This window comes from Pseudomonas hunanensis (genome assembly GCF_013393325.1).
Lineage (GTDB): Bacteria > Pseudomonadota > Gammaproteobacteria > Pseudomonadales > Pseudomonadaceae > Aquipseudomonas > Aquipseudomonas putida_P.
Map to the genome: position 1 here is coordinate 244,401 of NZ_QJRC01000098.1, position 18,472 is coordinate 262,872.

19 protein-coding genes and 1 pseudogene are annotated in these 18,472 nt (G+C 63.1%); 18 read left to right on the forward strand and 2 right to left on the reverse strand.

What is annotated here, in order from left to right; genetic code table 11:
* Positions 1 to 70 precede the first annotated feature (70 nt).
* From DM807_RS22855 to DM807_RS22905, 12 genes and pseudogenes are all read left to right on the forward strand, one after another.
* Positions 71 to 511: an NUDIX hydrolase gene (locus DM807_RS22855; RefSeq protein ID WP_060515806.1), complete on the forward strand. Its 441-nt coding sequence runs from the start codon at positions 71 to 73 to the stop codon at positions 509 to 511.
* Between the two features lie 59 nt (positions 512 to 570).
* The gene (gene mnmA, locus DM807_RS22860) at positions 571 to 1,695 is read left to right on the forward strand and encodes a tRNA 2-thiouridine(34) synthase MnmA (protein WP_179027954.1); all 1,125 of its coding nucleotides are present in this window, start codon (positions 571 to 573) and stop codon (positions 1,693 to 1,695) included.
* Positions 1,692 to 2,318 carry a high frequency lysogenization protein HflD gene (gene hflD / locus DM807_RS22865; protein WP_012273222.1) on the forward strand — a complete coding sequence of 209 codons (627 nt, stop codon included), beginning with the start codon at positions 1,692 to 1,694 and terminating at the stop codon, positions 2,316 to 2,318. Before mnmA ends, hflD begins: the two co-directional genes overlap by 4 nt.
* A 189-nt stretch (positions 2,319 to 2,507) precedes the next feature.
* Complete coding sequence (gene purB, locus DM807_RS22870) at positions 2,508 to 3,878, forward strand: adenylosuccinate lyase (RefSeq protein WP_041166755.1); 1,371 nt, start codon at positions 2,508 to 2,510, stop codon at positions 3,876 to 3,878.
* An 81-nt stretch (positions 3,879 to 3,959) separates the two neighbouring features.
* Positions 3,960 to 5,126 carry a ribosomal protein uL16 3-hydroxylase gene (locus DM807_RS22875; RefSeq protein ID WP_012273224.1) on the forward strand — a complete coding sequence of 389 codons (1,167 nt, stop codon included), beginning with the start codon at positions 3,960 to 3,962 and terminating at the stop codon, positions 5,124 to 5,126.
* Positions 5,119 to 5,547: a GNAT family N-acetyltransferase gene (locus DM807_RS22880; RefSeq protein WP_012273225.1), complete on the forward strand. Its 429-nt coding sequence runs from the start codon at positions 5,119 to 5,121 to the stop codon at positions 5,545 to 5,547. The genes DM807_RS22875 and DM807_RS22880 overlap by 8 nt, the downstream gene beginning before the upstream one ends.
* Before the next feature lie 168 nt (positions 5,548 to 5,715).
* A complete protein-coding gene (locus DM807_RS22885) occupies positions 5,716 to 7,674 on the forward strand; it encodes a DNA topoisomerase III (protein WP_179027955.1) in 1,959 nt (652 codons plus the stop codon).
* A gap of 77 nt (positions 7,675 to 7,751) precedes the next feature.
* A complete protein-coding gene (locus tag DM807_RS22890) occupies positions 7,752 to 9,041 on the forward strand; it encodes an NAD(P)/FAD-dependent oxidoreductase (RefSeq protein ID WP_060493994.1) in 1,290 nt (429 codons plus the stop codon).
* An 81-nt stretch (positions 9,042 to 9,122) separates the two neighbouring features.
* Complete coding sequence (locus DM807_RS22895; protein WP_069942322.1) at positions 9,123 to 9,953, forward strand: alpha/beta fold hydrolase; 831 nt, start codon at positions 9,123 to 9,125, stop codon at positions 9,951 to 9,953.
* Between the two features lie 166 nt (positions 9,954 to 10,119).
* A pseudogene (locus DM807_RS27810) lies at positions 10,120 to 10,374 on the forward strand (RHS repeat-associated core domain-containing protein); the annotation flags it as partial.
* A 57-nt stretch (positions 10,375 to 10,431) separates the two neighbouring features.
* Entirely contained in the window at positions 10,432 to 10,812 is a 381-nt protein-coding gene (locus tag DM807_RS27815; RefSeq protein ID WP_060515023.1) for a hypothetical protein, read from the forward strand.
* 106 nt (positions 10,813 to 10,918) lie between these two features.
* Positions 10,919 to 11,698 (forward strand): TSUP family transporter, encoded by a 780-nt coding sequence (locus DM807_RS22905; protein ID WP_012273229.1) that lies wholly within the window; start codon positions 10,919 to 10,921, stop codon positions 11,696 to 11,698.
* Here the strand turns inward: DM807_RS22905 and nudC are convergent.
* Together nudC and DM807_RS22915 are read right to left on the reverse strand one after the other, a co-directional pair.
* Positions 11,666 to 12,496 carry an NAD(+) diphosphatase gene (nudC, locus tag DM807_RS22910; RefSeq protein WP_179027956.1) on the reverse strand — a complete coding sequence of 277 codons (831 nt, stop codon included), beginning with the start codon at positions 12,494 to 12,496 and terminating at the stop codon, positions 11,666 to 11,668. The two genes, DM807_RS22905 and nudC, sit on opposite strands and share 33 nt — an antisense overlap.
* A gap of 37 nt (positions 12,497 to 12,533) precedes the next feature.
* Positions 12,534 to 13,346 carry a crotonase/enoyl-CoA hydratase family protein gene (locus DM807_RS22915; RefSeq protein WP_069942321.1) on the reverse strand — a complete coding sequence of 271 codons (813 nt, stop codon included), beginning with the start codon at positions 13,344 to 13,346 and terminating at the stop codon, positions 12,534 to 12,536.
* A gap of 150 nt (positions 13,347 to 13,496) precedes the next feature.
* Here DM807_RS22915 and nhaB point away from each other — a divergent pair, with 150 nt between their 5' ends.
* From nhaB to DM807_RS22945, 6 genes are all read left to right on the forward strand, one after another.
* Positions 13,497 to 14,999 (forward strand): sodium/proton antiporter NhaB, encoded by a 1,503-nt coding sequence (gene nhaB, locus DM807_RS22920; protein ID WP_179027957.1) that lies wholly within the window; start codon positions 13,497 to 13,499, stop codon positions 14,997 to 14,999.
* 130 nt (positions 15,000 to 15,129) lie between these two features.
* Positions 15,130 to 15,747, forward strand: a complete 618-nt coding sequence (locus DM807_RS22925) for a dihydrofolate reductase family protein (RefSeq protein ID WP_069942319.1) — start codon at positions 15,130 to 15,132, stop codon at positions 15,745 to 15,747.
* 78 nt (positions 15,748 to 15,825) lie between these two features.
* Positions 15,826 to 16,371 carry a lipocalin family protein gene (locus tag DM807_RS22930; protein WP_012273234.1) on the forward strand — a complete coding sequence of 182 codons (546 nt, stop codon included), beginning with the start codon at positions 15,826 to 15,828 and terminating at the stop codon, positions 16,369 to 16,371.
* An 84-nt stretch (positions 16,372 to 16,455) separates the two neighbouring features.
* Positions 16,456 to 16,902, forward strand: a complete 447-nt coding sequence (locus tag DM807_RS22935; protein ID WP_171577258.1) for an NUDIX hydrolase — start codon at positions 16,456 to 16,458, stop codon at positions 16,900 to 16,902.
* A 17-nt stretch (positions 16,903 to 16,919) separates the two neighbouring features.
* Positions 16,920 to 17,879, forward strand: coding sequence for a ribonuclease Z (locus DM807_RS22940; protein WP_012273236.1), 960 nt, complete (start codon positions 16,920 to 16,922; stop codon positions 17,877 to 17,879).
* A 36-nt stretch (positions 17,880 to 17,915) separates the two neighbouring features.
* Positions 17,916 to 18,455, forward strand: coding sequence for a P-loop NTPase family protein (locus tag DM807_RS22945; protein WP_179027958.1), 540 nt, complete (start codon positions 17,916 to 17,918; stop codon positions 18,453 to 18,455).
* The last annotated feature ends 17 nt before the right edge of the window (positions 18,456 to 18,472 follow it).

The window sequence follows — 18,472 nt, forward strand, 5'->3', positions numbered from 1 at the left end:
GGGCCGCTTTGCGGCCCATCGCGACACAAGGCCGCTCCTACAGGACCCGCGCCAACCCTAGGAAATACTCATGTCCTGGCAACCCCACATCACCGTCGCGACCATCGTCGAACACGAAGGCAAGTTCCTTTTCGTCGAGGAGTTCAAAGCCAACCAGCACGTCTTCAACCAACCCGCCGGCCACCTCGAACCCTTTGAGACCCTGCCCCAGGCCGCCCTGCGCGAAACCCTGGAAGAAACTGCCTGGGAAGTCGAGCTCACCGGCGTTGTCGGCATCTACCTGTACACCGCCCCCAGCAACGGCGTGACCTACCAGCGCATCTGCTTCGCCGCCCGCCCTGTGCGCCACCACGAAGACCTCGCCCTGGACAGTGACATCGTCCGCGCCGTATGGCTGACCCGCGACGAGCTGCTGGCCGACCCCGCCCGCTGGCGCAGCGAGCTGGTGCCGCGCTGCCTCGACGACTATTTGAACGGCCCGCTGCATAGCCTCCAGCTGCTGCGCGACTGACGCGGCGCCACGGGTTTGATAGAATCGGCGTTTTTCCCCCTTGATCTACACCGGTACCCATGACCAGCCCAGCACTCAAAGACCCCGCCAAGACCCGCGTCATCGTCGGCATGTCCGGCGGCGTGGACTCTTCCGTCTCCGCCCTTCTGCTCATCGAGCAGGGCTACCAGGTGGAAGGGCTGTTCATGAAGAACTGGGAAGAAGACGACGGCACCGAATACTGCACCGCCCGTGAAGACCTGGCCGACGCCCAGGCCGTGTGCGACCGCATCGGCATCAAGCTGCACACCGCCAACTTCGCCGCCGAATACTGGGACAACGTGTTCGAGCACTTCCTTGAAGAATACAAGGCCGGCCGCACGCCCAACCCGGACATCCTCTGCAACCGTGAAATCAAGTTCAAGGCGTTTCTCGACTACGCCCTGTCGCTGGGTGCCGACCTGATCGCCACCGGCCACTACGTGCGCCGCCGCGACACTGGCGACCTCACCGAACTGCTCAAGGGCCTGGACCCGAACAAGGACCAGAGCTACTTCCTGCACGCCGTTGGCGGCAAGGAAATTGCCCGCACCCTATTCCCGGTCGGCGAGCTGGAAAAACCCGAAGTGCGCGCCATCGCCGAACAACACGGCCTGGCCACCGCCAAGAAAAAGGACTCCACCGGCATCTGCTTCATTGGCGAGCGTCGTTTCAGCGATTTCCTCAAGCAGTACCTGCCAGCTCAGCCGGGTGACATCGAAACCACCGAAGGTGAAGTGATCGGCCGCCACCACGGCCTGATGTACCACACCATCGGCCAGCGGCAGGGCCTGGGCATTGGCGGCCTGAAGGATGCCGGTGACGAGCCGTGGTACGTGTTGCACAAGGACCTGACCCGCAATGTGCTGGTGGTTGGCCAAGGCAACGAACACCCATGGCTGTTCTCCCGCGCCCTGCTGGCTTCGGAGATTTTCTGGGTGAACCCGATCGACCTCAGCAGCCCGCGCCAGCTCACCGCCAAGGTGCGTTACCGCCAGAGCGACCAGCAGTGCACCCTCGAACTGACCGAAACCGGCTACCGCGCCGTGTTCGACGAGCCACAGCGCGCCGTCACCCCAGGCCAGTCGGTGGTGTTCTACGACGGCGAAGTGTGCCTGGGCGGTGGTGTAATCGAAGCCGCCGAGCCGTGGAGCCCGCGCGCATGAGCAACCTGCAGGAGCAATTGATTGCCCTGGGCGGCGTATTTCAGGCCGCTGTGCTGGTCGACCGCATTGCCCGCACCGGCCAGGCCAGCGAGGCCAATATCGGCTGCATGCTGGGCAGCCTGCTGGTACGTGACCCCAAGGACACCCTGGAGGTGTTCGGCGGTGACGACCTGAACCTGCGCGACGGCTACCGCGCGCTGGTCGGCGCCCTGGAGCGTGACCCCAGCAGCCTGCAGCGCGAGCCACTGCGCTACGCCCTGTCGATGCTGGGCCTGGAGCGCCAACTGAACAAACGTGGCGACCTGCTTGACACCATCGGCAATCGCCTGCCGCAAATCCAGTCGCAGGCCGAGCATTTCGGCCTGGTTCACGAAAACGTCATCGCTTCCAGCGGAGCCTTGTACCAGGACACGCTTAGCACCTTGCGCCAGCGCATCCAGGTGCACGGCGACATGCGTTTCCTGCAGCAGGCCAGCAACGCGTCGAAGATTCGCGCCCTGCTGCTGGCCGGCATCCGTGCCGCGCGCCTGTGGCGCCAGCTGGGTGGACACCGCTGGCAGTTGGTGTTCAGCCGTCGCAAGTTGCTGAACGAACTGTACGATATGATGCGCACACCGTCCTGAAGAAAAACGCCGGACTTGTAGGAGCGGCCTTGCGTCGCGAAAGGGCTGCGCGGCAGCCCCAGAATCGCCGCCCCAGCATAGGTTGCCGGGGCCGCTGCGCGACCCTTTCGCGACGCAAGGCCGCTCCTACAGGCATTTTTCATGTATGATATGCGCCCTTCCAAAAGCCTGACTGTCCGAGAACACCCCATGCAGCTTTCTTCGCTCACTGCGGTTTCCCCTGTAGACGGCCGTTATGCCGGCAAAACCCAGGCCTTGCGCCCCATCTTCAGCGAATTCGGCCTGATCCGTTTCCGCGCCCTGGTCGAAGTGCGCTGGCTGCAGCGCCTGGCCGCCCACCCGCAGATCGGCGAAGTGCCGGCGTTCTCCGCCGAAGCCACCGCCCTGCTGGACAACCTGGCCAGCGATTTCAAGCTGGAACACGCCGAGCGCGTGAAGGAAATCGAGCGCACCACCAACCACGACGTCAAGGCGATCGAATACCTCCTCAAGGAGCAGGCCGCCAAGCTGCCTGAGCTGGCCAAAGTCAGCGAATTCATCCACTTCGCCTGCACCAGCGAGGACATCAACAACCTGTCCCACGCCCTGATGCTGCGCGCCGGCCGTGACGACGTGCTGCTGCCGCTGATGCGCCAGATCGCCGACGCCATCCGCGCCCTGGCCCACGCCCACGCCGATGTGCCGATGCTGTCGCGCACCCACGGCCAGCCGGCTTCGCCGACCACCCTGGGCAAAGAGCTGGCCAACGTCGTGTACCGCCTGGAGCGCCAGATCGCCCAGGTTGCCGCCGTGCCGCTGCTGGGCAAGATCAACGGCGCCGTGGGCAACTACAACGCCCACCTGTCCGCCTACTCGCAAATCGACTGGGAAGAAAACGCCCGCGCCTTCATCGAAGACGAGCTGGGCCTGCAGTTCAACCCGTACACCACCCAGATCGAGCCGCACGACTACATCGCCGAGTTGTTCGACGCCATTGCCCGCTTCAACACCATCCTGATCGACTTCGACCGTGACGTGTGGGGCTACATCTCGCTGGGCTACTTCAAGCAGAAGACCGTTGCCGGCGAAATCGGCTCGTCGACCATGCCGCACAAGGTCAACCCGATCGACTTCGAAAACTCCGAAGGCAACCTGGGTATCGCCAACGCGCTGTTCCAGCACCTGGCCAGCAAGCTGCCGATCTCGCGCTGGCAGCGTGACCTGACCGACTCCACCGTGCTGCGCAACCTGGGCGTGGGCTTTGCCCACAGCGTCATCGCCTATGAAGCCAGCCTGAAGGGCATCGGCAAGCTGGAAGTCAACGAAGCCCGCATCGCCGCCGACCTGGACGCCTGCTGGGAAGTGTTGGCCGAGCCGATCCAGACCGTGATGCGCCGCTTCAACATCGAAAACCCCTACGAGAAGCTCAAAGAGCTGACCCGTGGCAAGGGCATCACCCCTGAAGCGCTGCTGACCTTCATCGACGGCCTGGACATGCCAGCCGACGCCAAGGCCGAGCTCAAGCTGCTGACCCCCGCTACCTACATCGGTAACGCGGCAGCCCAGGCCAAACGCATCTAAGCTGACCGTCGCGTACAACGCCCGGCCTGGCCGGGCGTTTTTATTCCCGGACGAAAATTACGTTTTTTCAATAGGTTGAACATGAATCCTGATACTCCACTGCAGCTGCTCGGCGGCATCTCGGCCCGCGAATTCATGCGCGACTACTGGCAGAAGAAGCCGCTGCTGGTGCGCCAGGCCTTCCCGGACTTCATCAGCCCCATCGACCCCGACGAACTGGCCGGCCTGGCCCTTGAAGACGAAGTCGAGTCGCGCATCGTGCTGGAGCACGGCGCCCACCCATGGGAACTGCGTCGCGGCCCGTTCAACGAAGACACCTTCGCCGAGCTGCCGGAAAAGGACTGGACCCTGCTGGTACAGGCCGTGGACCAGTTCGTCCCGGAAGTGGCCGAGCTACTGGAAAACTTCCGCTTCCTGCCCAGCTGGCGCATTGATGACGTGATGATCAGCTTCGCCGCCCCCGGTGGCAGCGTCGGCCCGCACTTCGACAACTACGACGTGTTCCTGCTGCAGGGCCACGGCCAGCGCAACTGGAAGATCGGCCAGATGTGCAGCAGCGACAGCCCGCTGCTGGAGCACGCCGACCTGCGTATCCTGGCCGAGTTCGAGCAGAGCGAAGAGTGGACCCTGGAACCCGGCGACATGCTCTACCTGCCACCGCGCCTGGCCCACTACGGCGTGGCCGTGGACGACTGCCTGACCTACTCGGTAGGCTTCCGCGCACCTAGCGCCGCCGAAGTGCTGACCCACTTCACCGACTTCCTGGGCCAGTTCCTGCCCGACGAAGAGCGCTACAGCGACGCTGACGCCCAGCCAGCCAGCGACCCGCACCAGATCCAGCACGACGCGCTCGACCGCCTCAAGGCGCTGCTCGACAAGCACATGGGCGACAAGGACCTGTTGCTGACCTGGTTCGGCCAATTCATGACCGAGCCGCGCTACCCGGAGCAGATCGTCGGCGAAGAGCTGAGCGAGGAAGAGCTGATCGACGCCCTTGAACAAGGCGCCATCCTGATCCGCAACCCGAGCGCACGCCTGGCCTGGTCGGAATTCGAAGACGACCTGTTGCTGTTCGCCAGCGGCCGCAGCTGCCCACTGCCGGGCAAATTGCGCGAGCTGCTGAAGCTGGTATGCGCGGCCGACGCCCTGCACATCGACAACCTGGCAGACTGGCTGCAAGACGAAGATGGCCTTATGCTGGTACAGCAGTTGGTCAAACAGGGAAGTCTGGGATTCGCCAATGAATAAGATCAGCGTTCGCCTCGCCGACTGGCAGAAAGACAACGCCGACATTCGCCGTATCCGGGAAGCGGTGTTCATTGCCGAGCAGCACGTGCCACCAGAGCTGGAGTGGGACTCGGATGACCCGACCGCAGCGCACTTCCTGGCCCAGGAAGGCGACTACCCGATCGGTACTGCCCGCCTGCTGCCTGACGGCACCATTGGCCGGGTATCGGTGCTGAAGGACTGGCGCGGGCTGAAGGTGGGTGACGCGCTGATGAATGCGGTTATCGACGAAGCGCAGAACCGCGACCTGAAGCAGCAGATGCTCAGCGCCCAGGTACACGCCACACCGTTCTACGAGCGGTTGGGCTTTCGCGTAGTCAGCGAAGAGTTTCTCGAAGCCGGCATCCCGCATGTGGACATGGTGCGCGACTCGCGCGTCTGATTCATGACGTGTACCGGCCTCTTCGCGGGCAAGCCTGCGAAGAGGCCGGTACACGTCATGTATATCCTTGCTGACAAAAAACCTGTACATCCATCCAGATAAAACTTGCCTCCGCGCCCCTGCTTGCGCATCCTAGGGCCTATCAGCCCCGATAAAGCGTCCCCGGCCATGCGCCTGTTCCTCTGCGAAAAACCCTCCCAGGCAAAAGACATCGCCAAAGTGCTCGGCGCCAACCGCAAAGGCGACGGCTGCTGGCAAGGCACCGACGTCTGCGTCACCTGGTGCATCGGCCACCTGCTGGAAACCGCCCCGCCCGACAGCTATGACGAACGCTACAAGCGCTGGAACCTGGCCGACCTGCCGATCATTCCCGACAAGTGGAAGATGCTGGTCAAGCCCAAGACTGCCAGCCAGTTCAAGGCGGTCAAGCGCCTGCTCGGCGAAGCACGGGAGCTGGTGATCGCCACCGACGCCGACCGCGAAGGCGAAATGATCGCCCGCGAGCTGGTCGAGCATTGCCGCTACCGTGGCCCGGTGCAGCGCCTGTGGCTGTCGGCGCTGGATGACGCCTCCATCCGCAAGGCCTTGGCGCGCCTGCTGCCGGGCCATGAAACGTTCAACCTGTACCATTCGGCGCTAGGTCGCTCGCGCGCCGACTGGCTGATCGGCATGAACATGAGCCGGCTGTTCACCCTGCTGGGCCGCCAATCCGGCTACCAGGGCGTGCTGCCGGTGGGCCGGGTACAAACACCTACCTTGCGCCTGGTGGTCGACCGCGACCGCAGCATCGCCGATTTCGTGCCGGTGCCGTTCTGGGCCATCGAGGTGCAACTGGAACACGCCGCTCAGCGCTTCAATGCCCAATGGCGCGCCCCCGAAGACGCCTGCGACGACCAGGGTCGCTGCCTGAAGCAGGACCTGGCACAACAGGCCGCCACCGACATCGGCAATGCCGCCACTGCCCGGGCCGTCAAGGTAGCCACCGAGCGCGTCCGCGAAGCCGCGCCGCTGCCCTTCGACCTCGGCACCCTGCAGGAGCTGTGCTCGAAAAAATTCGGCCTGGGCGCCCAGGAAACCCTCGACATTGCCCAGGCCCTGTACGAAACCCACAAACTGATCACCTACCCGCGCAGCGATTGCGGCTACTTGCCGCAAAGCCAGCATGCCGAGGCACCCGCGATCCTCGCTGCACTGCAGCGAGCCGATGCCAGCCTCACGCCGCTGCAACCCTACCTCGAGCCGCAACGCCGCTCACGGGCCTGGAACGACGCCAAGGTCAGCGCCCACCACGGCATAATCCCCACTGCCGCCGCCAGTGACCCGTCGCGCCTGCCGGCCAAGCACAAGGCGGTGTATACCCTGATCCGCGCCCGTTACCTGGCGCAGTTCCTGCCCAACCATGAGTACGATCGTACCCAGGCCGACTTCGACTGCGCTGGCCATGCCCTGCGCGCGGTGGGCAAGCAAATTGTCGAACCGGGTTGGCGCCGTGCCCTGCCCGAAGCGCTGACGCCAACCAAGGGTCGCGAAGCCCCACCGGCCCAGGTGCTGCCAGCGCTGTGCGAAGGCCAGGACTGCACAGTGCATGGCCTGCAGCTGAAAGACCTGTGGACCCAGCCGCCCAAGCCGTTCACCGAAGGCGACCTGATCAAGGCGATGAAGAACGTGGCCAAGCTGGTGGACGATCCACGACTGAAACAGAAGCTCAAGGAAACCACCGGCATCGGCACCGAGGCCACCCGCGCCAGTATTATCCAGGGCCTGCTCGACCGTGGTTACCTGGTGAAGAACGGCAAGGCATTGGCGGCCACGCCAGCAGCCTTCAGCCTGATCGACGCCGTGCCGCGCGCCATTGCCGACCCAGGCACCACGGCAATCTGGGAGCAGGCGCTGGACATGGTGCAAAGCGGCGAGATGACCCTGGAAGAGTTCGTCGCCAGGCAATCAACGTGGATGGGCAAGCTGGTCGAGCGGTGCAGTGGCATGCGCATGACAATCAGCGGGCCGGCGGCCGGGGCGGCTCCCCCCTGGAAAAAGAAGCGTCGCGGTGGCGGAAAAAGCAAAGCGGCTGGAAGCAAGGCTACCGCCAGCAAGCCGCGGCAGCCTCGGAAAAAGGCTTCAACCTGACCGTCACATTGGCACCATGAAATTTACATGCTAAGTTTTCATGAAAATAACCACAATAAATTTCATGGAAGCCCGACATGTTCAAACAGTCCGCTCAGCACGTCGCCAGCTACTACGCCCAGACCTACCCCGCCAACATCCCATTACGCCCTACCCTGCAAGGCACCCACGACACCGACGTACTCATCATCGGCGCCGGCTTCAGCGGCCTGCACACTGCCCTGCGCCTGACTCAGGCCGGCAAGCGCGTCACATTGCTGGAAGCCAGCCGGGTTGCCTGGGCTGCCTCCGGGCGCAACGGGGGCCAGGCGCTGTTGGGTTGGTCGTGCGACATGCCGCCGCTGGAAAAAGCCCTGGGCATCGAACGTACCCAACGGTTGTGGGCCAGCATGTGCTGGGCCGCCGACGAAATGCGCGAACTGCCCCAGCGCCACGGCTTCGATATCGACTACCGGCTGGGCAGCCTGTGGACTGCTGTCATGCCGCGCCGAGTGAAAATACTTGAAGAAGCCCTGCACGAGGCCGAACACAAGTGGGGCTACGACGCCCTGCGCCTGATCGGCCGTGACGAGCTGCCGCAATGGGTCGACAGCCCGCGCTACCAGGCCGCGCTGTACGACGCCAAAGGTGCACACCTCAACCCGCTGAAACTGGCGCAAGGCCTGGCCAGCACCCTCGAGGCTGCTGGCGGGCGCATCTACGAGCAAAGCCAGGTGCTCAGTTACCACCAGGCTGGCGACGGCTTTGTCGCCCGTACCGACCACGGCGAAGTACGCGCCCAGGTGTTGGTGCTGGCCTGCAACGCCTACATCGACCGCCTCGATCGTGGTCTGTCGAGGCGCCTGTTGCCCGTTGGCTCCTACCAGGTAGCTACCGCGCCGCTGGACGCCGACTTGGCCCGTTCGCTGCTGCCGCGCAACAGCTGCGTGATCGACAACCAGTTCGTGCCCGACTACTTCCGCCTCACCCCAGACCACCGGCTGCTGTTCGGCGGTGGCTGCACTTATCTGGGGGGCATTCCCAAGGACGTCGCCAGCGCCACCCGCCCCTACCTGGAGCGGGTGTTCCCGCAACTGGCCGGGGTAGCCATCGACTATGCCTGGGGCGGCCATATCGACTGCAGCATCCAGCGCACCCCGGACGTCGGCCGCGAAGGCCAGCGCTACTGGCTGCAGGGCTTCTCCGGCCACGGCGTGCTGCCGACCCTGGCTGCAGCACGGGCCGTGAGCGACGCCATCCTCGGTGACGACGACCTGCTGACGCTGTACCAAGGGATCGACAACGGCCGGTTCCCCGGCGGCGATCTGCTGGCAGCACCACTGGAAGCTGCCGCCAAGGCCTGGTACAGAATGCGCGATCGCGTCTGAAGACGGCCGGGCGCTTGCTACGCTGAAATCTCTCCTATTCTCAATAGCTCCCTTAGGTGCCTGCACACAGGAGACCCGACCGTGAGCTATGTGACCACGAAGGATGGCGTACAGATTTTCTACAAGGACTGGGGCCCGCGCGATGCCCCGGTCATCCACTTCCACCATGGCTGGCCGCTCAGTGCCGATGACTGGGACGCGCAAATGCTGTTCTTCCTCGCCCAAGGTTACCGCGTGGTCGCCCACGACCGGCGTGGCCATGGCCGCTCCAGCCAGGTATGGGACGGGCACGACATGGACCACTACGCCGACGATGTGGCCGCCGTGGTCGCCCACCTGGGCACTCAGGGCGCTGTGCATGTCGGCCACTCGACCGGGGGTGGCGAGGTGGTGCGTTACATAGCCCGACACCCGGAAGACAAGGTGGCCAAAGCCGTGCTGATCGCTGCCGTACCGCCACTGATGGTGCAAACGCCCGGCAACCCAGGCGGCCTGCCCAAGGCGGTGTTCGACGGTTTCCAGGCCCAGGTGGCCAGTAACCGGGCGCAGTTCTACCGGGATGTTCCAGCCGGGCCGTTCTACGGCTACAACCGCCCCGGTGTCGAAGCCAGCGAAGGTATCATCGGCAACTGGTGGCGCCAGGGCATGATCGGTAGCGCCAAGGCCCATTACGACGGCATCGTGGCATTTTCCCAGACCGACTTCACGGAGGACCTGAAGGGTATCGAGCAGCCTGTGCTGGTGATGCATGGCGACGATGACCAGATCGTGCCGTATGAAAACGCCGGGGTGCTGTCGGCCAAGTTACTGCCCAATGGCACGCTGAAAATCTACAAGGGCTACCCGCATGGCATGCCGACTACCCATGCCGATGTGATCAACGCGGACTTGCTGGCGTTCATCCGTAGCTGATGCACCCAGCCTGTACCGGCCGTTTCGCGGGCGTGCCCGCGAAACGGCCGGTACAGACAACACACTTATCTCTATATGCACCTGGCAAATCTACCAGTTGCACACCTACCCAATTTATTCGAGGGTAATCTCATTCAATCACCTCTCCCGCTAGAGGGCCCTGACCGTGCCAACAACAATTCATCAACAACTCTATACGGCTTACGGATATTGCAACACAGCCCTCGGCACTGCGTCCTTCCTGGGTTTCACAGGCCAACGTCAAGACACCGCTACAAATTGCTATCCTCTTGGCAATGGCTACCGTAATTACAGTCCTGCACTCAAGCGATTTTACTCACCTGACAGTGCAAGCCCCTTCGGGATAGGTGGAGTTAACGCCTACGCCTATTGCACCGGAGACCCAGTAAACCATCAAGATCCTTCAGGCCATGGACTGCTTTCCGCCTTGACATCACGTTTCAGGGGCAAAACAGTAATGCAACGTCGTGACAAGGCACTTGCAGCCATTGAAAAAAATCCAGCACTAAAAACATACCAAAACATCGCGGAATCAAGCGTAACAAAGGCAGAGCTAAAAAATATCTCAGACCTTGGCAAAGCCTTGGATAAATTTAATATCGCCATAGCGAATGGCGACGTCTCCATTGATGGTAACAGCATCAAATACAGCTCGATACTTGATCCCTTCGAACAATTAAGTTTTGATCAGCTTGAGCTCAAGATGCTGGAAAAAGAAATAATGCTGGACAGTCTCTTGTCAGCTTACCCTGCTCAGCAGTCCACATCTGGCACACCCTCTGCCGTGCGCTCACTGGCCAGCCCAACCTCAGCTAACAAATCCGCCAGAACAAGCTAGGTACAGGGTATGCGAAACCCACACTGACAATAACAGTCTAGAGGCTTTAACATAGCCGCTGAAGCACAGCTTTCTCGTGCTGCCTGCCCACTGCCTGAAGCCTCCCATGCCCTTCGAACTCACCGTAGAACCCCTAACTCTGCTGATACTGGCCCTGGTCGCCTTCGTCGCCGGTTTCATCGATGCTATCGCCGGTGGCGGCGGCCTGCTCACCACCCCGGCCCTGCTCACCGCCGGCATGCCGCCGCACCTGGTACTGGGCACCAACAAGCTCAGCTCCACCTTCGGCTCGGCTACCGCCGGTTTCACCTACTACAAGCGCAAACTCTTCCACCCGGCGCAGTGGCGCCCTGCCTTGTTCGCCACCTTGATCGGGGCACTGCTCGGCGCGGTCATCGCCCACTACATGCCCGCCGAATGGCTGAACAAGATGCTGCCGGTCATCGTCTTCGCCTGTGGCATCTACCTGCTGTTCGGTGGCACGCCCAAGGCGCCGCTGGATGCCGATGCCCCCATCAAGAAGAAGTGGCAAGTGCCGCAAGGCTTCACCCTGGGCTTTTACGACGGCGTGGCCGGCCCGGGTACCGGGGCGTTCTGGACGGTCAGCACCCTGCTGCTGTACCCCATCGACCTGGTCCGCGCCAGCGGCGTGGCGCGCAGCATGAACTTCGTCAGCAACATCGCGGCGCTGACGGTGTTCATCATTTCCGGGCAGGTGGACTACATCGTCGGCCTGTGCATGGGCCTGTCGGTGATGGTCGGCGCCTTCTTCGGCGCACGCACGGCGATCAGCGGCGGCAGCAAATTCATCCGCCCTGTGTTCATCACCGTGGTACTGGCGTTGACCGTTCGCCTAGCGTGGCAGCACTGGTTCGGGCAGGCCTAAGCGGCGCGCCACGTAGAGGTCGATCAGATACCGGGCAATGGAGCGCCCGGCCGGCAGCGGCGGCAGGTCGTGGACGCTGAACCACTGGGCGTCCTCGATCTCGTCCGGTTGCATGACGATATCGCCACCAGCGTACTCAGCATGGAAGCCGAGCATCATCGAATGCGGGAACGGCCAGCATTGGCTGCCGACGTACTGAATATTCTGCACCTCAACCGCCACTTCTTCTCGCACTTCACGCACCAGGCAGTCCTCGGCCGATTCACCCGGCTCTGCAAAACCTGCCAAGGTGCTGTACACCCCGGTGACGAAGCGTGGCGAACGCGCCAGCAGGATTTCATCGCCACGGGTCACCAAAACGATCATGCTCGGCGAGATGCGCGGGTAGCTGCGCAGGTCGCAGGGCTGGCAATACATTGCCCGCTCCCAGCGAATTTGCGTCATGGCCTGGCCGCAGCTGCCGCAGAAGCGGTGCTCGCGGGCCCAGGTGCCGATTTGCGCGGCGTAGCCCAGCACCTTGTAGGTGTCGAAGTCGCCTTCGAGCATGAAGGCGCGAAGGCCGCGCCAGCTGCAGCCGGGTACATCGATGGCGCTGCGCAGTTCCAGCAGGAACACCGGCTGGCCGTCAAAATGGCCGATGCCGTGCTCGCACAGCACATCGAGGTCCTGGCGCTTGAGCCAGTCGCGGGGGAACAGCGCGCCGTTGGCGTCCACCAGAAACCCGTCCGGGCTGCGGGCCACGGCCAGCCCCCCGGTGATTTGCGGGTCGAGTACTGCGGTAGTCCAGCGTGCTGACATGTCGGGGGGTTCCTTTACTGCGCGTCCCCCGGCCCGATCAGTCGGCGAACGTCGGTTTTTGTTTGCTCATGTGCGCCGCCACGGCCACGCGCAAGTCTTCGGATTGCAGCATCGCGGCGTTCCAGGTGGCGATGTAGTCCAGGCCATCGTCGATGCGATGGTCACGCATGTAGCTGAGCATTTCCTTGGTGCCGGCCACGGCGATTGGCGATTTTGCGGCAATTTCGCGGGCGATGGCAAAGACACCGTCCATCAGTGCGGCCTGATCATCATAGACCCGGTTGACCAGGCCTATGCGCAGCGCCTCGTCGGCCGCCACATTGCGCCCGGTGAAGGCCAGCTCACGCATCATGCCGTCGCCGATGATACGTGGCAAACGTTGCAGTGTACCGACATCGGCCGCCATACCCATGTCGATTTCCTTGATCGAAAACTGCGCATCAACGCTGCAGTAACGCATGTCGCAGGCCGAGACAAGGTCGATAGCGCCGCCGATGCAATAGCCCTGCACGGCGGCCAGTACTGGCTTGCGGCACTTGTCCACGGCAGTGAACGAGGCCTGCAGGCGCTGGATGGTCTTACGCAGGAAACGCGCATTGCGGCCCACGTCCTTGCCCATCTGCCCGGCCAGGGACGCCAGCATCATCAGGTCGATACCGGCAGAGAAGTGCTTGCCGGCACCGCTGACTACCACGGCCCGCACGGCATCGGTGTCGTCGATCCACTGGAAGATTTCGACGATCTCTTCCCAGAAGGCCGCGTTCATCGCGTTGACCTTTTCCGGGCGGTTGATCTGAACGTGGGCGATGTTGTCGGTCAGTTCGACCTTGAATGCACTGTACTCGGTCACGGGCGGCACTCCTGCGGGTGAAAGGTTCATGGCCCGGATGTTAACCCAGCCCGATGACCGCACTTGTGCCAAAAGCGGGACTGCGCGACTTGCCTAAGTCGTGCTGATACGGCACCGTGCGCCATCGCCGAATTATAAGGATACATATTCATGTCACGCTCCCTGACCGGCGCCCTCGCCCATGGCTTTCTGGGCCAGTCGCCGCTTTGGTACAAGGCGATTATCTGCCTGTTCCTGGTGCTCAACCCGCTGCTGCTGGTAACCGTAGGCCCGGTTGCGGCCGGCTGGGCACTGGTGCTCGAGTTCATCTTCACCTTGGGCATGGCGCTGAAGTGCTACCCGTTGATGCCCGGCGGCCTGTTGCTGGTCGAAGCCCTGCTGCTGCAAATGACCACACCACAGGCGTTGTACGAGGAACTGCAACACAACTTCCCGGTGATTCTGCTGCTCATGTTCATGGTGGCCGGCATTCACTTCATGAAGGAGCTGCTGCTGTTCCTGTTCTCGCGCATCCTGCTTGGGGTGCGCTCGAAGGCAATCCTGTCGCTGCTATTCTGCGTGCTGTCGGCGTTTCTTTCGGCGTTTCTCGATGCGCTGACCGTGACGGCGGTAATCATCAGCGCCGCCGTCGGCTTCTATGCGGTGTACCACCGCGTCGCGTCCGGGGCCAATCCGCGTGAAGACAGTGCACTGGACAGCGACCAGCAGGTCGCCCAGCTGCACCGCGAAGACCTCGACCAGTTCCGCGCCTTCCTGCGCAGCCTGCTGATGCATGGCGCGGTGGGCACCGCCCTGGGCGGGGTTTGCACGTTGGTGGGCGAGCCGCAGAACCTGCTGATCGGCCACGAAATGGGTTGGCACTTCGCCGATTTCTTCTTCAAGGTGGCCCCCGTGTCGCTGCCGGTGCTGGGTGCCGGCCTGCTGACCTGCGTGCTGCTGGAAAAGCTGCGCCTGTTCGGCTATGGCACGTTGATGCCCGAGCCGGTACGCCAGGTGCTGGCCGCCTATGCGGCCGAAGACGACGCCGCGCGCACTCAGGCGCAACGCATCGCACTGTGGGTGCAAGGGATCGCTGCGCTGATCCTGATCATCTGCCTGGGGCTGCATGTGGCCGAGGTCGGCCTGATTGGCCTGATGGTGATCGTGCTGATCACGGCCTTTACCGGTATCACCGACGAACACCGCCTGGGCCGTGCCTTCCAGGACGCCATGCCGTTCACCTCGCTGCTAGTGGTGTTTTTCGCCGTGGTCGCGGTAATTCACCAGCAGCAACTGTTCAGCCCCTTGATCAGCTGGGTGCTGACACTGCCGACCGAGCAGCAACCGGGCATGCTGTACCTGGCCAACGGTTTGCTGTCGGCGATAAGCGACAACGTGTTCGTCGCCACTATCTATATCACCGAAGTGAAACAGGCATTTCTCAATGGCGGCATGAGCCGCGAGCATTTCGAAACGCTGGCGGTGGCGATCAACACCGGCACCAACCTGCCCAGCGTGGCGACGCCTAACGGGCAGGCGGCGTTTCTGTTTCTGCTGACCTCGGCGATTGCGCCGTTGATCCGGCTGTCGTATGGCCGGATGGTGTGGATGGCGTTGCCCTATACCGTAGTGATGGGTGGGCTGGGATGGTGGGCAGTGACCTACTGGCTGTGAGTTTGTAACGGCCCTTTCGCGGGTGAGCCCGTGAAAGGGGCCGGCACAGGTCAACCCTGTCGATTTTGCCTTTTGCCATTCGACTACCCATGAAGGCCGCCACCCCCAGGCTGCCAACCGGAGAGTCCCCATGCGCAAACTCATCGTAGCCGCCTTCATCAGCCTCGACGGCGTCATGCAAGCCCCCGGTGGCCCGCAAGAGGACACCAGCGGCGGTTTCAGTTACGGCGGCTGGATCGTGCCCTACGCCGAAGAAGTCTTCGGCCAGGCCATGCAGGCATTGTTCAGCCAGCCCTTCGAGTTGCTGCTCGGCCGGCGCACGTATGACATCTTTGCTGGCTACTGGCCAAAAATAAAAGACGACTCGCAAGACTTCTCCATCGCCAACCTGTTCAACAGCGTACCCAAGCACGTAGCCACCCACACCCCTGCTACCCTCGAGTGGCACAACAGCCACCCGCTTGGCGGGGACGTAGCCGCAGCGGTAAGCGCACTTAAACAGCAAGACGGCGCCAACCTGCTGACCCAGGGCAGCGCCGACCTTGTGCAGCAACTGCTGGCGGCCGACCTGGTCGATGAACTGCAATTGTTGATCCACCCCTTGCTGCTAGGCCACGGTAAACGCCTGTTCGGCAATGATGCGGCAGCGGCGGCTTTCACCCTGCAGCACTGGGTGGTCTCACCCAAGGGCGTGGTCATCGCCCGCTACGTGCGCGCAGGTCAAGTGCAGACCGGCTCATTCGAATAAAGGTAAACGCGTACAACTTTTGCCCCGCGCCCGCATCGAAACACAGGTAAGCCCCCATCCGCCTCAAGGAGGTTCACCATGGCGCTACGTACCACGCTGCTGCTTTCCTGCATGACCCTGGCCCTGCTCGGCTGCGCTGGCAACGATCACCCGGCACCGCCGCGCACCCAGCAGGTGGACCTGCAACGCTATCAGGGCACCTGGTACGAACTGGCACGGCTGCCCATGTTTTTCCAGCGCAACTGCGTGCAGTCCGAGGCGCACTATGGCCTGCGTACCGATGGCCGCATCGACGTGACCAACCGCTGCAAGGAAAAGGACGGCCAATGGAATGAAGCCAAGGGCATCGCCGAGGCCCAGCAACCGGGCAGCACCGACAAGCTGTGGGTACGCTTCGACAACTGGTTCAGCCGCCTGGCACCGGGCCTGACCAAGGGCGAGTACTGGGTGCTGTACCACGACAAGGACTACCGCGTGGCGCTGGTCGGGCACCCCAACCGTGAGTACCTGTGGTTGCTTTCGCGCACGCCGGCGGTCACCGACCAACAGCGCGAGCAACTGTTGACGATCGCTCGCGAGCAAGGCTATGACACCAGCAAGCTCATCTGGCGCCAGGGCGACTAGCAGGCCGTCGACGGCAGGCGGCAATCGGGCTATGGTGTGCGCCCTTTATCGCCTCGAAGGAACGAGCCCGTGACGCCCCAACCGCTGCCAACACCGCGCATCCGCTTTCTTGCCCTGTGCGTGTTCCACCATCAGGGCAAGATCCTCGTCAACGTGTTCGACGACCCGTCCAGTGGGCAGACCCTGTGCCGCCCGCTGGGTGGCGGTATCGAGTTCGGTGAGCTGGGCCGCGACGCCATCGCCCGGGAAATCACCGAGGAGCTGGGTCAGCCGATCAGCGCGGTAAAACTGCTCGGCACCCTGGAAAGCCTGTTCACCTATGCCGACAAGCCAGGGCATGAGATCGTGCAGGTGTATGACGCGCGCTTCGATGATGCCAGCCTGTACCAGCAAGACTGGCTTGACGGCCAGGAGTCCGACAGCAGCCCGTTCCGTGCGCGCTGGTGCGACAGCGCCGACTTCGCACGCATTGGCCCGCTGGTGCCACAAGGGCTGCAGGCCCTGCTGCGCGACCTGTCGCTGTTGAGCTGAAAAAGGGAACCTGAACCATGGACCTGCTGTTCCTCGGCACCTCCGCCGGGGTGCCGACCAAGGCACGCAATGTCAGCGCCACGGCCGTGATCGAAACCAACGGCAGCCACTGGTACCTGGTCGATTGCGGCGAAGGCACCCAGCACCGGCTGTTGCATACGCCACTGTCGATCCGCGACCTGCGTGCAATCTTCATCACCCACGTGCATGGCGACCATTGCTTTGGCCTGCCCGGCCTGCTGGCCAGCGCTGGCATGAGCGGGCGCACCCAGCCGCTGGAGCTGATTCTGCCCGTCGCGCTGCACGACTGGGTACGCCAGGGCCTGGTGGCCAGCGACACGTTCCTGCCATTCGAACTGCGCTTGTTGGCCGTGGAGGAACTGGCCGAATGGCGCAACGAGGCCCTGCAGGTGACCACCGTGCAACTGTCGCACCGGGTGCCCAGCGTGGGCTTCGTGTTCACTGAACTCAACCCCGAACCCCGCCTGGACACCCAGCGGCTGCAAGCCGAAGGTATCCCCCGTGGCCCGCTGTGGGGCGAACTGGCCAAAGGCCTGACGGTGCAGCACGACGGGCAGTTGCTGGACGGTCACGACTACCTGCGCCCGTCACGCCCGCCACGGCGGGTGATCGTGTGCGGGGACAACGACAACCCCGAGCTGCTGGCCGACGTCGCCAAGGGTGCGGACGTACTGGTGCATGAGGCCACGTTCACCCAGGCGGTGGTCGAACGCACCGGGGTCACGTTCGGCCACAGCACCGCCGCTGCAGTGGCGCGCTTTGCCGAGGGCGCTGGTGTGCGCAACCTGGTACTGACGCATTTCAGCGCCCGTTACCAAAGCGACCCAAGGCGTAGCCCCAACATCGACAACGTGCGCGACGAGGCCCTCGCCCATTACAGCGGGCAGCTGACCCTGGCGCAGGACCTGCAGCGCTATCACCTTGGCCGTGATGGCTGTCTTGAGCCGGTCGGATGATTTAGCATGGCCGGTTTTTTCCAAAAGGACTTGGCCATGCAACGCATCGTGATACTGGGCAACGCCGGCAGTGGTAAATCCACCCTGGCCCGGCAGATTGGCGCACGGTTGGGGGCGCCCGTGGTGCACCTCGACACGCTGTTCTGGGAGGCCGGTTGGGTGGAGGCAGATGCCAAGACGTTCCGCGCCCGCGTGCGCGAAGCGGTTGCCGGGGAAACCTGGGTATGTGAGGGCAACTATGCTCGCCGCACATTCGACCTGCGCTTGCCCCGGGCCGACCTGGTCATCTGGCTGGATACGCCACAGCTGACGTGCCTGAAAAGGGTGATCCTGCGCAGTGTGCTGAACAAGCCACGCCCGGACCTGCCTGCTGGTTGCAGCGAGCGGCTGGACCGGGCGTTTCTGGAGTTTCTCAAGTTTGTGTGGACATTCGATCGGGGCTATCGGCCTGGGATCGAGGCGATGCGCCAGGCTGTCGGGCCGCAGGTGCCGGTGGTGCATGTGCAAGGTAGGCGACAGATTGAGGCGCTGCTGGCAGACCTCAGACAGCCTGTATCAACAGCGCGCGCCCAGTAGAGACGTTCGCCCGAGGT

Excerpts from the sequence above, each read along its gene's own strand:
- DM807_RS22855 (WP_060515806.1), top strand. The coding sequence starts at position 71 with ATGTCCTGGCAACCCCACATCACCGTCGCGACCATCGTCGAACACGAA.
- mnmA (WP_179027954.1), top strand. The coding sequence starts at position 571 with ATGACCAGCCCAGCACTCAAAGACCCCGCCAAGACCCGCGTCATCGTC.
- hflD (WP_012273222.1), top strand. The coding sequence starts at position 1,692 with ATGAGCAACCTGCAGGAGCAATTGATTGCCCTGGGCGGCGTATTTCAG.
- purB (WP_041166755.1), top strand. The coding sequence starts at position 2,508 with ATGCAGCTTTCTTCGCTCACTGCGGTTTCCCCTGTAGACGGCCGTTAT.
- DM807_RS22875 (WP_012273224.1), top strand. The coding sequence starts at position 3,960 with ATGAATCCTGATACTCCACTGCAGCTGCTCGGCGGCATCTCGGCCCGC.
- DM807_RS22880 (WP_012273225.1), top strand. The coding sequence starts at position 5,119 with ATGAATAAGATCAGCGTTCGCCTCGCCGACTGGCAGAAAGACAACGCC.
- DM807_RS22885 (WP_179027955.1), top strand. The coding sequence starts at position 5,716 with ATGCGCCTGTTCCTCTGCGAAAAACCCTCCCAGGCAAAAGACATCGCC.
- DM807_RS22890 (WP_060493994.1), top strand. The coding sequence starts at position 7,752 with ATGTTCAAACAGTCCGCTCAGCACGTCGCCAGCTACTACGCCCAGACC.
- DM807_RS27815 (WP_060515023.1), top strand. The coding sequence starts at position 10,432 with ATGCAACGTCGTGACAAGGCACTTGCAGCCATTGAAAAAAATCCAGCA.
- DM807_RS22905 (WP_012273229.1), top strand. The coding sequence starts at position 10,919 with ATGCCCTTCGAACTCACCGTAGAACCCCTAACTCTGCTGATACTGGCC.
- nudC (WP_179027956.1), bottom strand. The coding sequence starts at position 12,496 with ATGTCAGCACGCTGGACTACCGCAGTACTCGACCCGCAAATCACCGGG.
- nhaB (WP_179027957.1), top strand. The coding sequence starts at position 13,497 with ATGTCACGCTCCCTGACCGGCGCCCTCGCCCATGGCTTTCTGGGCCAG.
- DM807_RS22925 (WP_069942319.1), top strand. The coding sequence starts at position 15,130 with ATGCGCAAACTCATCGTAGCCGCCTTCATCAGCCTCGACGGCGTCATG.
- DM807_RS22930 (WP_012273234.1), top strand. The coding sequence starts at position 15,826 with ATGGCGCTACGTACCACGCTGCTGCTTTCCTGCATGACCCTGGCCCTG.
- DM807_RS22940 (WP_012273236.1), top strand. The coding sequence starts at position 16,920 with ATGGACCTGCTGTTCCTCGGCACCTCCGCCGGGGTGCCGACCAAGGCA.
- DM807_RS22945 (WP_179027958.1), top strand. The coding sequence starts at position 17,916 with ATGCAACGCATCGTGATACTGGGCAACGCCGGCAGTGGTAAATCCACC.